Annotated in this window: 14 protein-coding genes; 6 read left to right on the top strand and 8 right to left on the bottom strand. The window is 60.9% G+C overall.

Features of this window, described 5'->3' with window-relative positions; translation table 11 throughout:
* Nucleotides 1-30: 30 nt before the first annotated feature.
* The 4 genes from ACFT1A_RS08675 to ACFT1A_RS08660 form a co-directional block, all read right to left on the bottom strand.
* Entirely contained in the window at nucleotides 31-363 is a 333-nt protein-coding gene (locus ACFT1A_RS08675; RefSeq protein WP_095968630.1) for a CD225/dispanin family protein, read from the bottom strand.
* 125 nt (nucleotides 364-488) lie between these two features.
* The gene (gene msuE / locus ACFT1A_RS08670; protein ID WP_378446628.1) at nucleotides 489-1055 is read right to left on the bottom strand and encodes an FMN reductase; all 567 of its coding nucleotides are present in this window, start codon (nucleotides 1053-1055) and stop codon (nucleotides 489-491) included.
* Nucleotides 1056-1063: 8 nt separating this feature from the next.
* Complete coding sequence (locus tag ACFT1A_RS08665; protein ID WP_378446627.1) at nucleotides 1064-2122, bottom strand: LLM class flavin-dependent oxidoreductase; 1059 nt, start codon at nucleotides 2120-2122, stop codon at nucleotides 1064-1066.
* Between the two features lie 11 nt (nucleotides 2123-2133).
* Nucleotides 2134-2637 carry a MarR family winged helix-turn-helix transcriptional regulator gene (locus ACFT1A_RS08660; RefSeq protein ID WP_378446626.1) on the bottom strand — a complete coding sequence of 168 codons (504 nt, stop codon included), beginning with the start codon at nucleotides 2635-2637 and terminating at the stop codon, nucleotides 2134-2136.
* Nucleotides 2638-2795: 158 nt separating this feature from the next.
* Here ACFT1A_RS08660 and ACFT1A_RS08655 point away from each other — a divergent pair, with 158 nt between their 5' ends.
* On the top strand, nucleotides 2796-4094 hold the full coding sequence (locus tag ACFT1A_RS08655; RefSeq protein WP_378446625.1) for a DUF222 domain-containing protein: 1299 nt from the start codon (nucleotides 2796-2798) through the stop codon (nucleotides 4092-4094).
* A gap of 123 nt (nucleotides 4095-4217) precedes the next feature.
* Nucleotides 4218-5486 (top strand): VWA domain-containing protein, encoded by a 1269-nt coding sequence (locus ACFT1A_RS08650; RefSeq protein WP_378446624.1) that lies wholly within the window; start codon nucleotides 4218-4220, stop codon nucleotides 5484-5486.
* 1 nt (nucleotide 5487) lies between these two features.
* Here the strand turns inward: ACFT1A_RS08650 and ACFT1A_RS08645 are convergent, their stop codons facing one another.
* The 4 genes from ACFT1A_RS08645 to ACFT1A_RS08630 all read right to left on the bottom strand — a co-directional run bounded on the left by ACFT1A_RS08645 (nucleotide 5488) and on the right by ACFT1A_RS08630 (nucleotide 8866).
* On the bottom strand, nucleotides 5488-6579 hold the full coding sequence (locus ACFT1A_RS08645; protein WP_378446623.1) for an alpha/beta fold hydrolase: 1092 nt from the start codon (nucleotides 6577-6579) through the stop codon (nucleotides 5488-5490).
* Nucleotides 6580-6725: 146 nt separating this feature from the next.
* Complete coding sequence (locus ACFT1A_RS08640) at nucleotides 6726-7352, bottom strand: superoxide dismutase (protein ID WP_378446622.1); 627 nt, start codon at nucleotides 7350-7352, stop codon at nucleotides 6726-6728.
* Nucleotides 7345-7917, bottom strand: a complete 573-nt coding sequence (locus tag ACFT1A_RS08635) for a flavin reductase family protein (RefSeq protein ID WP_378446621.1) — start codon at nucleotides 7915-7917, stop codon at nucleotides 7345-7347. Before ACFT1A_RS08635 ends, ACFT1A_RS08640 begins: the two co-directional genes overlap by 8 nt.
* A gap of 103 nt (nucleotides 7918-8020) precedes the next feature.
* A complete protein-coding gene (locus tag ACFT1A_RS08630; RefSeq protein ID WP_378446620.1) occupies nucleotides 8021-8866 on the bottom strand; it encodes an LLM class F420-dependent oxidoreductase in 846 nt (281 codons plus the stop codon).
* Nucleotides 8867-9047: 181 nt separating this feature from the next.
* On the opposite strand from ACFT1A_RS08630, the gene ACFT1A_RS08625 reads away from it, so the two are divergent.
* The 4 genes from ACFT1A_RS08625 (at nucleotide 9048) to ACFT1A_RS08610 (ending at nucleotide 12902) form a co-directional block, all read left to right on the top strand.
* Nucleotides 9048-9896 carry a class I SAM-dependent methyltransferase gene (locus tag ACFT1A_RS08625; protein WP_378446619.1) on the top strand — a complete coding sequence of 283 codons (849 nt, stop codon included), beginning with the start codon at nucleotides 9048-9050 and terminating at the stop codon, nucleotides 9894-9896.
* A gap of 243 nt (nucleotides 9897-10139) precedes the next feature.
* Nucleotides 10140-10997, top strand: coding sequence for an ABC transporter permease (locus ACFT1A_RS08620; RefSeq protein WP_317825617.1), 858 nt, complete (start codon nucleotides 10140-10142; stop codon nucleotides 10995-10997).
* The gene (locus ACFT1A_RS08615) at nucleotides 10994-12091 is read left to right on the top strand and encodes an aliphatic sulfonate ABC transporter substrate-binding protein (protein WP_378446618.1); all 1098 of its coding nucleotides are present in this window, start codon (nucleotides 10994-10996) and stop codon (nucleotides 12089-12091) included. The genes ACFT1A_RS08620 and ACFT1A_RS08615 overlap by 4 nt, the downstream gene beginning before the upstream one ends.
* Entirely contained in the window at nucleotides 12075-12902 is an 828-nt protein-coding gene (locus ACFT1A_RS08610; protein WP_378446617.1) for an ABC transporter ATP-binding protein, read from the top strand. Before ACFT1A_RS08615 ends, ACFT1A_RS08610 begins: the two co-directional genes overlap by 17 nt.
* Nucleotides 12903-12913 lie beyond the last annotated feature (11 nt).

Below are 12913 nucleotides of genomic sequence, written 5' to 3'. Positions count from 1 at the left end.
TGTTCAGCGCATCCGCCGCGGGGTGATTGTTCAGCGCATCCGCCGCGGGCCGTAGTCGTGGCCGCCGTTGGCGAACCACACGATTGCCGCAATCGCGTACAGGATGCAGACGAGGAGTAGCAGCCCGCCCGCGATCCACAGTGAGATCTGACCGAGTCGCTTCACTCGATCGGACGCGTACCGCGATCCGGCGACATCGCCGTCGGCCCACAAGGGATACACGTTGAAGGCGTGCGTGAAGGCGGCGAAGGAGAGCGGCCAGAAGAACAGCAGCGAGACCACTGCCCAACCGGCATTGACAGGTGGTCGAATTGGGTGCTGAGGAACGGATTGCTGGACGGTGGGTTGATCCGGGGTCGTCATGGGGGCTCCTGACATGAGGTGGCCCTTACGACGCTACTGCGATGGAGCTGAAGAATCACTGAGTGTGCGTGATCAGCCGTAGTGCCAGTCGCGATCCATTCTCCGGAAGTACGGGAAGTGTGCGCTCACGTCAGCACTGTTCGGTTCCGCTCCGCGAGCATCCGAGCTACGGGGAGAACATCGTTTGCTGCCATCTCGATTCGCTCGAAGACCTCAGGGTTGAGGATCGTGGTTCCGTCGAAATCACCTGAGCTGAGATAGATCCCGACAGGAGCGGTGAGCGCTTGAAAGAAGGCAAACAAGGGACGCAGGGCATGATCCAACACGAGAGCATGGCGGTCGCTGCCCCCTGTCGCAGCAAGTACGACCGGGGTGTTGGCGAGTGCGTACTGATCGACGAGATCGAAGAAGTGCTTGAACAGTCCCGTATACGAGCCGCGGAAAACCGGTGACGCGGCGATGACGATATCCGCGGACTCGACTGCAGCCAGCGCTTCGGCGGTGACAGGGTCGACCTGATCGCGATCCAGAGCTGTCGCGAGCCCGGGAATCAGATCCACGATCTCGATGACCTGTGTGTCGATCTGCTCGAAGTCACTGAAGGTTTCGACGATCAGATCGACGAGTGCGCGAGTCTTGGAAGGCTTCTGGAGGTTGCCGACAACGGCGACAACTTTGAGTGGTGTGCTCACCGAAACTCCTATTTCTCAGATGACTTCAACGATTCGATTTCCTTGCGCACCACGGGGGCTACCTCGGTGCCGAGGATCTCGATCGAGCGGAGCATGTCCTTCTGCGGAACATTGCCGAAGCCCATCTGGATCATGATGCGGTCATGGTGGAACAGTTCGTACTGCGCCATCGTCTTGTCGATGATTTCTTGCGGGCCACCGAGGAAGAACGCGCCCGCGGTGGTTGCCTGCGCTTCGTATGCCCTGCGCGGCATGGGAACTCCGTTTCCGCGCTGATGATGGTTCTGCATCCAGCCGGCCTGGAAGTACGGGTAGGACGTATCGAGTGCTGTTTGCCTCGAGGTGTCGACAAACCCCGGCGAAGCAATAGAGACAGCGAGCTTCTTCGGATCATGTCCGAACTCCGCTGCAGCCCTGCGGTACAGATCGACGAACGGTTCGAACTGTTGGTAGCTCCCACCGATGATCGCAAGTGACAGGGGTAGACCGAGTTTCGCCGCACGGACCACCGAGGCCGGGGTACCTCCGACCGCGATCCACACGGGAATCTGGCGATCCGGACGAGGTGTCACGTCACCGTCGATCAGTGGTGCGCGAAGTTGGCCCTCCCAGTTGATCGGGTTCTCGTCACGCAGTTTCAGTAGTAGGTCGAGCTTTTCGGCGAAGAGTTCGTTGTACTGGGAAAGGTCGTACCCGAAAAGCGGAAACGACTCCGTGTAGGAGCCTCGGCCGGCAATGATCTCGGCGCGGCCTTCGGAAAGCAGATCGACCGTCGCGAACTGTTGAAACACGCGGACAGGATCGTCGGAACTCAGGACTGTCACTGCACTGGACAGCTTGATGTTGTCGGTGGCCTGAGCCATTGCTGCGAGTACGACTGCAGGGGCCGAGACTGCAAAGTCGGTGCGATGATGTTCGCCGACGCCGAAGACGTCGAGTCCCACCTGATCTGCGACGGTGGCCTGTTCGACCAAATGGCGAAGGTGTACACCGGGATTCATCATCTCGCCGGTAGTGGGGTCAGGTGTGAGTTCACCGAAATGGTAGACACCCAATTCGAAAGCCATGTTGTTTCTCTCTATCTGTTCGTGGGGGTGATGGAAAGTTGTTCGGCGTGCGCATCGCAAGCGCCGCTCTGATTCGTGTGGTGTGTGGCAAGTCGGGAAAAGAAGCGGTCGAGTACCGGAAGTTCTTCAGGTTCGATGAGATCGGAGAAGTAGTCGGCGATTCCTCGCGTGTGTATGGCGGAAGCAGTTCGAAGTGTCTGCTTGCCTGCAGACGTCATCGATACCGTCACGACGCGTCGATCGTTGTCCGGTCGAACGCGCTCCACCAATCCCGCCTCGACCAATCGATCGACGACGCGCGTCACGCCACTGGTGGTGACCAGGACAAGCTCGGCCAGATCGCCCATTCGGATGGTGTTTCCGGGAGCTTCATGCAGTCGGAGTAGAACGTCGTACTGGCCCAGGGTGAGCCCGGTGCTGGTTCGAAGGTCCGCCTCCATCTTGCCGAGGATGACGCTGTGGGAGACGACGAGGTCGCGCCATACGCGACCACGTACGTGTTCATCAGTTGTCATCGGTGACGCCCTTCATTTATTTGCGATCGCAAGTATTGCTTACTCAAGTAATACGCTCGCGACGGCTGAACTATTCCCTGCTCTGGTTTTTGCTGGTCGGAAGGTGCTGACTCGAACGTGTGTTCGAGTATTGTTGAGGGAGGGGATCGGGGGATTCTATGAGTGTCTTGTTGTCGGATGTGGTGTCTGGTTCTGCGGTGGGGTTGCGCGGGCGCCTGTGGCGGTTGTCTGCTGCCGAGTTGCGCGCTGCTGCTGTCGAGGCGAGTGCGGAGATTCTGCGTCTGGAAGCGGTGCGGGTGGCGGTGGTCGACGAACTCTCGATGCGTCCCGACGATCAGGTGATCGCCAGCCGCGGAGTCGGGTCATGGTTGGCGGCAAACACGATGCTGCAGGTTCGTGACGGGAAGAAGATCGCCGCCTTGGGCGCGGCACTGCGGCCGTTTCCGGCGGTGGCGGCTCGGTTCGATTGCGGGGATTGCTCGTTCGATCACGCCGTCTTGATCGTGGCGTTTTGTGAATCTCCGCCGAAGGGGATGCCGGAGGAGGCGCTCCCTCGCTGCATCGACCTGCTGCTCGCTGCAGCCTCGGGCGTGGAGGCGACGACGACGAAGGTGCGGCACGTCATCGCGACTTTGGAGCGGGTGTTCGAATCCGATGAGATTCCGCCGGCCGAAGATGTGGATCTCAATGAGTTGCGCATCGCGTCGACGCTCAATGGTCGGGTGGTGGTGCGCGGGGATTTCGACGCCCTCACCGGCGAAATGCTGCTGTCGGCGTTGTCGAATTTGACGATGCCCACCCCAGCGCCCGATGGAACTCCCGACGCTCGGTCGGCGGCGAAGCGGACGGCGGACGGGTTCACCGAACTGATCCGCCGCTACCTCGACTGCGCCAAGACCGGTAGCGATGGTGGTCAACGACCGCACGTGAACGTGCACATCAACGCGCGTGATCTCGCTGAGCATCGGGCTTGTGCCGCTGCGCCTTCTGATGGTGGAGAGCCTCGGTCGGATCTTGATGTCGGGCATATGCCATGGTTGGGGCCGCTGTCGGTGTCGCAGACGAGGCTTCTGGGGTGTGATTGTTTCCTGTCGACTGTTCTACTGGACGCTCACGGCGCGCCGTTGGATGCGAGACCCGGGAAACGTCTGGTCAACGCCGAACAGCGCGTGGCGCTGATTGCCCGAGACAAGGGCTGCGCCTTCCCCGGCTGCACATGCGTACCGGCCTGGACGGACGCGCACCATATTCGGCATTGGGCGAACGGTGGTCCGACGGTGATGAACAACCTTGTCCTGCTGTGCCGTTCACATCACCGGCTGATGCACCGGAAAGCCGGGTTCGTCGGTAAATGGGAAATCCGGATGGGTGTCGACAACAAACCGTGGTTCATCCCGCCTCCCTCGATCGACCCTGGGCAGCACCCCAGGCCGGCGAACACCACCTTCAAAACCTGAGGACGCGAACCTCAGGCACAACGGAACACGGCGAGGCTCCGCATCGGACATCAGCACCCGATTCGGAGCCCACAGGTCGTGGTGAATGGTCGGCGGTCTGAGACTGCCCGTTACAGTTCACTCATGGAGCTGGCGCGTGGGGCGAACACAGTCATTGACGGAACTTCATTGAAAGTGGCGGTGAGCGGTAGCGCCCCGGGCACGGTGGATCTGATGGTGTTCCAGCTCGATGATCGCAACAAAGTGCGCGATGATGCGGATTTCATCTTCTTCAATCAGCCGGTCTCACCTGAAGGTGCGGTGCGCTTGGAGTCCGGCGGCGTCATTGAAATCGACATCGCAAGGGTGCCCTCTGACATACACCAGCTGAGTGTTGCCGTGGCGTTGGATGCGGCGGCAAACGGAACCCTTTCTGCAGTCCGAGACATGGGCGTCGTGGTGGAACAGGCCGATTCCGTCGCGATTGTGGCTCCGGCTTTGGGTCTGACGACCGAGAGAGCGGCGGTCCTCGTCGAGATCTATCGCCGCGGCGCGGGGTGGAAGCTGCGGAACGTGTCAGCCGGCTGGGACAGCGGATTGGCAGATCTGGTAACAGCATTCGGTGTTTCTGTCGACGAGGAACCGCAGACCCAACCTGCCGGGCCCGCTGAATCGGCAGACGGAATTCGGAGCGTGCCTGACGAGGCGAAACTCTCGATGGTGAAGCGGGAGAAGCTGGACCTCCGAAAGCGTGAGGTGGCGAAGGTCCTGCTGACCAAGGGTGGCAACGGAATTCGTGCGCGAGTGGTTCTGGTGATCGACAAAACGGGAAGTATGGCCAAGCAGTACCGCACCAGGGTGGTTCACCGTGTTGTCGAACGCATGGTCCCCGTTGCGATCCAACTCGATGACGACGGCAAACTCGAGCCTTACTTGTACGCAGTCAGTTTCCTCAAGCTTCCCGAGATCTCCGTGCATGATGCGGAAGAGTGGTCTGACACCTACCTGCACCTGCGCGGTTCGCACGGAGGTTTCAACTACGACAAGATCGGCGCCGCGAATCGTGAAGTGCCGATCATGACAGAGATACTCTCCGGCCTGACCCGTGGTTCGGCCCCTACGCTTGTCCTGTTCTTCACCGACGGCGGCTTCAGCGAGCGCAAGGAAATCACGAAATTGATGCGCGAAGCGTCTGGGCTTCCGGCCTTTTGGCAGTTCGTCGGAATCGGCAAGGCCAACTACGGAGTGCTGGAGAAGCTCGACGACCTCGACGGCAGGGTGGTCGACAACGCCGGATTCTTCGCGCTGGACGACATCGACACCGTCGACGACGCTCAGCTGTACACCCGTTTGCTGAGTGAGTTCCCGGATTGGCACAAGGCGGCTGTGGCCGCAGGCATCACGAAGCCGTGATTCAGCTGGTCGAAACCAGCTGCGGTGCATTCTCTTTCAAGAACTCGTCGATGAAATTCCAGGTGGAAGCTCGCGCGGTGGGACCGGCAACGAGACCGAGGTGACTGCCCGGCGCCTTCTCGAATCGAACTGACGGCGCTCCGGTGAGGACCGAAGTGATCGCCTCTGCCGAAGCGATGGGTGCGATCACATCAGTGGTGCCGCCGATCGCGAGAACGGGGACCTTCAGTGCGGACAGTTTGATCTCACGTCCGGCAAGGCAGATGGAGTCGTTGTAGAGGTTGTTACCGAGCATGAGTTGTTCGCAGATCTGCTGAAATGCTTTGCCCGGGTACCCAGGCATTGCTGCCATGAACTTGTCGATCGATTCCATGCGAGCCAGAGTCTCGGTGTCGTGGAGATTACGCACGATGAACCATGGCTTGAGGACTTCACGCTGCAACGCCGTCACCTTGTAACTCGCCTGAACGAGTGGAGCAGGTAGTCCGCCGACGAGATTGGTCGCGGACGTGAGCGGCGTGTCACCGGTGTATTTGCCGATCAGCCTCAACGGGCTGATGGCGGGAATTTTCGTGTAGTCGATCGGTGTGCCGATCGCGGTGATCGACGCGATCGGCAGGTCGGGGTGAGCGGAGCTCGTGAGTAGAGACATGGTCCCGCCGAGACTCCACCCGATCACGGAAACGGCAGCGCCGTCATGCAGATCCGATATGGAGCGGATCGCTTCGGGGATGATGTCGTCGACCCAGGCCTCGAATCCCATTCCGCGGTCGGAGTACCGCATGGTTCCGTAGTCGAGAAGATAGGGAGTGTTGCCGCCGCCGAGTAGGTGGGCGGCGAGGCTCTGGCCTGGGCGAAGATCGTAGCAATCGGCGGAAACTGCGAGGGGCGGCACGAGAAGAACCGGGTTGCCCTTCGGTGTCCACAATGCACCGAAGCGATACAGATCGCGGTGTGGGCCTTCGCTGATCAGTACGGACGGGGTGCGTTCGGCCTTCTCGACGCCGTCGCCGAACGAGAGTCCCCACGCGTTGCGCGCTGCGGTGTCCAGCGTCGGGCGCCACGTCGCGATCAAGCCACTGATATCCAGCACTGGTTCCCCTCGGAGTCGAATCGGCTGACGGCCGAGTCGGCCGCGCTCGGTGTATGTTACCTGCCTTCACATACATCGACGTCTGGGGTGCAGAAACCCAGCTCGGCAACGGAGCCACCGTGCCGAGCTGGGTCGATCGGTAATAATCAAGCCGGGATGATCAAGCCCGTCGCGGCAGTGGCCGTTGCGTAGCGCTGTGCGACGTCTTCCCAGTTGATGACATTCCAGTAGGCCTTCACGTAGTCGGCCTTGACGTTCTTGTACTGCAGGTAGAACGCGTGCTCCCACATGTCGAGCATGAGCAGCGGAACGATGCCGATGCTGATGTTGCCTTGCTGATCGGTGAGCTGCTCGATGACCAGTCGCTTCCCGATCGTGTCATAGGCGAGCACCGCCCAGCCGGAACCCTGCAAAGTGGTTGCTACAGCGGAGAAGTGGTTCACGAATGCGTCGAAAGAGCCGAAGTGCTCGTCGATCGCGGCTGCCAACTCGCCTTCCGGCCGCTCACCACCGTTGGGGGAGAGGTTCTTCCAGAAGATGGAGTGATTGGTGTGGCCGCCGAGGTGAAAGGCGAGGTTCTTGCTGAGTAGCGGTGCCTTCGCGGTAATCGTGCCGTCTTCACGGGCAGCAGCCAACTGCTCGATTGCGCTGTTGGCGCCCGCCACGTAGGTGGCGTGGTGCTTGCTGTGGTGCAGTTCCATGATCTCGCCGGAGATATGGGGCTCGAGAGCGGCGTAGTCGTAATCCAGCTCGGGGAGAACGTATTCAGTCATGTGACGTGCCTTCCTTTGAGGAGATGTTGTGAGGGGACAGGTTTCTGTAGGTTCGATCGTGATAGACCAGTGGCGCCGAAACCTGCTGCGGATCGATGACGTCGACTACGCGTGCGGTGACAATCACTGCGGAGCCACACGTTGTGGCATTCAAGGGAACTGCGCGCAGGGCATGGCCCGTCCCATGCAGGAACGGTTCACCGGTCGGCAGTAACGACCAAGGCATGTCGTCCCCGAAGCGCACGGCGCCGCGGGTCGCGAACGTGGCAGCCAGTCGCTCGTTTGCCGAATTTGCCAGGTGAACAACAAAACTGCGGGCGCAAGCAATGACTCTGGCAGAACCTCGCAAGGACTGCAGAGAGAACGCCAGAACTGCCGGATCGGCGCTGATCGAGATCACCGACGACGACGTGATGCCGGCCGGGCCGTCGTCGCCCGTTGCCGTGATGATCGAGACACCGGCGGGATGGTTCCGGAACGCCTCGACGAAGGAGCTCCGGATGGACAGCTCCGAATCAACGGGGCCGTCCGAAACGGATTGGGTGCCAACCAGTTTTGTGGTCACTCCTCACCCCTCTTCTGCCTCGGTTTGCTGTCGTTGCACTGTCTTGTGCAATACCGACGTTAAAACCTCGAGTGCAGTTGAGGTCAAGGCGCTGTGGCGGACCTCACCGTCCGAGCTTGGTTGCCAGACGTTCCATGTATCCGACAACCTCTTCGGGGCTCTTGTCCGGAGTGCCGAACATTGCTTCGGTGACACCGATGTCTGCCCAGTGGGCGAGCTTCTCCGGGTCGGGTTTGCCTGCCAGGACTGTTATTTCAGGTTCGCCGACCCTACCTGCTTCGGCCCAGATCTTTCGAAGCAGTTCTACGTTTCCGTCGATCTCCTGCTCGATGGGTGTGGTGATCCAGCCGTCGGCGGACTTGGCGATCCACTTGAAGGTCTTCTCGTTGCCGCCACCTCCCAGGAGGATGGGCGGACGGGGTTTCTGAACAGGCTTGGGCCAGGCCCAACTTGGCCCGTACTTCACGAATTGGCCGTCGTACGAAGCTTCTTCCTTCGACCACAGTTCTCCCATGGCTTCGAGGTACTCACGGAGTGCGGTCCGGCGTTTGTTGGGCGGTACGCCGTGGTCTGCGAGTTCCTCTGCATTCCAGCCGAATCCGACGCCGAAAACCACGCGGCCGTCGGAAAGGTGGTCCAGCGATGCGATGGTTTTTGCGAGAGTGATCGGATCGTGTTCGAGGGGGAGGGCAACGGACGTACCCAACCGGATGGTGCTCGTGACTGACGCCGCGGTACCCAGGGCGACCCAGGGGTCGAGTGTGCGCATGTAACGGTCGTCGGGTAATTCGGCGGACTGGGTTCCGGGGTGATCGGAATCCCTCGACACCGGGATGTGAGTGTGCTCCGGAACGTAGAAGGCGTCGAATCCATTCGCCTCGGCAACCTTTGCCGCCTCGGCGGGGCGAATGCCGCGATCACTGGTGAACAGGCTGAGTCCGTAGCGCACTGGTTCTCCTTCGATGGTCCGTCGAAAAACTGTAACCTGTTCCAGGATCGTTCGGATAGGTTTCCGGCCGAGTTAAATCGATTGCCGCCGTGACCGAGGTCGTGGTGAACTCGTGCGGACTTGTTGTGTGAGGTTGTGGGCCGGATAGGTTGGGGCCGAGAGGTTGGACAAGGTGGGCACCGTGGATGCAGTGCAGATGAATCGGTTGTCGTGGAATGCGGCGACTGTCGCTCACAACAGCCACAAGGGAGACCAGGCACAGTTCTTCCGCAACGGCGGGTCGACCCTGTTTCCGGAAGAAGTGGCGCTGCTCGGCGAGATTGCAGGCTCCTCGATTTTGCATCTGCAGTGCAATTCCGGTCAGGATTCGTTGAGTTTGGCGGCCCTCGGTGCCAACGTGACCGGCGTCGACCTCTCGGATTCCGCGATCGACTTCGCCCGAACCTTGTCCACGGAATCCGGCATTGCTGCCGAGTTCGAGCGAGCGGAAGTATCTGGATGGCTCCGCGAAGCTGCCGCCGCTGAAAGAAAGTTCGACCGAGTCTTTTCTTCGTACGGGACTGTGATCTGGTTGCCCGATCTCGACGAGTGGGCAGATGGGATTGCCGGTGTTCTGGCGCCTGACGGTCGATTCGTTCTGGTGGAGTTTCATCCATTTGCCATGTGTTTCGACGAGAAGTGGTCGCTGACATACCCGTACGGAGGCGGGACCCCGGTGACCGAACCCGGTGGCGTCGGCGACTACGTGGCAGATTCAGTCGACCTTGTCTTGCCGGGTGCTCCGGGAGGTGGAAACGCGCGTTTCGAAAATCCTTTCCCCTCATGTGAATTCAACTGGTCTATTGCCGAGGTACTCGGCGCGTTGCGGCGGGCCGGATTGCTGCTCGAGTCCTTCGACGAATACCCGTACGCCAACGGCTGGCAAGGATTCGAGGAGATGACCGAACTCGGCGCCAAGCGCTGGGGAGTCCCGGCCGGACGTCCCGAGCTGCCGCTGATGTATTCGCTGTCCGTTCGCTTGGCAGCCTGACGCCTATTTCCCCCGCATTTGCGGGTAATTGACGACACAGGTACTAATTACCCCCATGCCCACGACGCCACTGACACGACGCATCGCCGTCGACCTGTGCCGTCTTGGTGCTCACTGCTGTTGCTGTTGATTCCTTCCGACTCTCCTGAGTGAGAATGGCGCCTCCCTGTGCGCCTGCGTCCTTGCATATGCACTCGTAGCTGCATATGTGCCGGAATTTCCGTACGTCGAGGAAGAACAGCGATGTCGACTTCTGTCGAAGCAAAAGAACCAACACCGGCCTCGGAATCGAACCGTGAGCCGCGCCGGCCGTGGGCTTCGAGTGTGACCACCGTAGGACTGCCAGTGCTTTCGGTGATCGCATTCTTGGCGCTGTGGCAGGTCGCGGCAGCCAGCGGGACCTGGAGTGAGACCTTCGTGCCGTTTCCGAGCACGGTCTGGCATGCCTTCGTCAACACGATGACCACACATGACGGAGTGCGGGGCTACCAGGGGTATTTGCTCTGGGAGCACCTTTACATGACGCTGCGACGGGTGCTGGTCGGTGTGATCATCGGCGTCGGATTGGGCGTCATTCTCGGATTGGCCATGGGATCGGTGTCATGGCTGCGGAGTCTGCTCGAACCGTGGTTGACGTTCCTGCGTGCACTGCCGCCCTTGGCGTACTTCTTCCTGCTGGTGATCTGGCTGGGAATCGACGAGGCGCCGAAGATTACATTGCTGGCGCTCGCTGCTCTCCCGCCCGCAGCAGTGGCCACCACAGCTGCTGTCGTCGCGGCGCCCGTCGGGCTGGTCGAAGCGGCCAGAGCGTTGGGAGCTTCACGGGCACAAGTGATCCGAGACGTCGTCGTCCCGTCGGCCTTGCCGGAAACTTTCACCGGAATTCGGCTGTCGGTGGGTATGGCGTACTCGTCGGTGGTCGCAGCCGAACTGTTCAACGGCATCCCTGGAATCGGCGGAATGGTCAAGGATGCAAGCAATTACAACAACACACCGGTTGTGCTGGTGGGGATCTTCGCCATCGGATTCTCCGGCCTGATCATCGATGGACTGCTGCGGGCTGCAGAGCGCCGCGCCGTTCCCTGGAGGGGAAAAGTATGACTGACAATCTGAAGCGCAACAGTATTCCGAAGCGCAGCAGTAATCTGACGCGCAATGAGGGAAAGGCTTCCCGGACGGCGTTCACGGTGCTGATCGGTGTCCTCGCACTGGTTCTCGGTGCGTGCTCGGTGGATCATTCCGGCCAGGATTCGTCCAAGGAAACGATTCGCATTGCCTACCAGTCCTTCCCGAGTGGCGATTTGATAGTCAAGAACAACCGTTGGCTCGAAGACGCGCTGCCCGAGTACAACGTGAAGTGGACGAAGTTCGATTCGGGAGCCGATATCAACACCGCCTTCATCGCAGGTGAAATCGACTTCGGTGCAATCGGTTCGAGTCCGGTTGCCCGTGGACTCTCGGCACCGCTGAACATTCCGTACCAGGTTGCGTTTGTTCTCGATGTGGCCGGTGACAACGAAGCTCTGGTGGCCCGCAATGCAACCGGAATCAAGACCGTGGCAGATCTGCGGGGCAAGAAAGTGGCCACGGCATTCGCGTCGACCGCTCACTACAGTCTGCTGGCGGCTCTGAACCAGGCCGGACTCAGCGCAGATGACGTTCAGTTGGTGGATCTCCAGCCGCAGGCATCACTCGCCGCCTGGCAGCGAGGTGACATCGACGCCGTCTACACCTGGCTGCCGACGCTCGACGAACTGCGCAAGGACGGAACACAGTTGATCGCCAGCCGCGAGCTGGCGACGGCGGGAAAGCCGACGCTGGACCTGGGTGTGGTGTCGACCGCGTTTGCGAAGGATCACCCCGAGATCGTCGACACCTGGCGGCAGGTTCAGGCCCGCGCGCTCACGACGATCGCCACTGACCCGAACGCGGCAGCGGAAGCTGTTGCCGCGCAATTGGGCGCCTCCAAGGAAGACGCGGCAGCGCAGCTGAAGCAGGGTGTGTTCCTCACTCCCGAGCAGATCTCCTCGCCGGAATGGCTGGGCACCGAGGGCGCTCCCGGAAATTTGGCAGTGAACCTGCAGAGTGCAGCGCAATTCCTGGCCGAGCAGAAGCAGATCGACAGTGTGCCTGATCTGACGGTGTTTCAGAATGCTCTCTATGTGAAGGGGCTTCCCGATGTCCTTGACCAGTAGCGTGACCGCACAGCAGGCGGTCGGTGGGTTCGCAACCGACCGCCCGGGGGCGATCAGAATCGACACCGTCTCACACAAATACGGCCACGGCCGAGAGTCCGTAACGGCGCTCGGACCGGTATCGATCGACGTCGCACCTGGTGAGTTCCTGGTCCTCGTCGGAGCGTCGGGTTGCGGCAAGAGCACCTTGCTGCGGTTGATTGCGGGATTCGAAAACCCATCCAGCGGAACGGTTCAGGTGTCGGGATCCGACCCGATCCCCGGGTCGAGTGCGGGAGTGGTGTTTCAGCAGCCGCGGCTCTTCCCGTGGAAGTCCGTCGGCGGCAACATCGATCTGGCACTCAAATACGCCGGCGTTGCAAAGAGTGACCGCGGGCAAAGACGCGAAAAACTCCTCGACCGCGTCGGGCTGGGCGGCACTGCGGACCGGCGAATCTGGGAGATCTCCGGCGGGCAGCAGCAGCGGGTGGCAATTGCCCGGGCCTTGGCGGCCGAAACGTCGTTGCTTCTGTTGGACGAGCCCTTTGCCGCGCTGGACGCCCTCACCCGCGAGCGTCTGCAGGAGGACCTCCGCAACGTCAGCGCCGAGTCCGGGAGAACGAGTGTCTTCGTCACTCACAGCGCCGACGAGGCAGCATTTCTCGGCTCCAGGGTCGTGGTCCTGACAAGCAGGCCGGGCAAGGTCGCGCTCGATCTGAAAATCGATCTGCCACGAACAGGCGTCGACCCTGACGACCTCCGCGGCTCACCCGAATATGCGGCATTCCGAGCCGAAGTCGGCCACGCCGTCAAGGTTGCCGCTGCAGCGTAGGTACCCTGCGC

This window comes from Rhodococcus sp. NPDC057135 (genome assembly GCF_042670865.1).
Classification (GTDB): Bacteria; Actinomycetota; Actinomycetes; order Mycobacteriales; family Mycobacteriaceae; genus Rhodococcus_F.
This window is presented reverse-complemented; position numbering and strand designations above follow the sequence as displayed.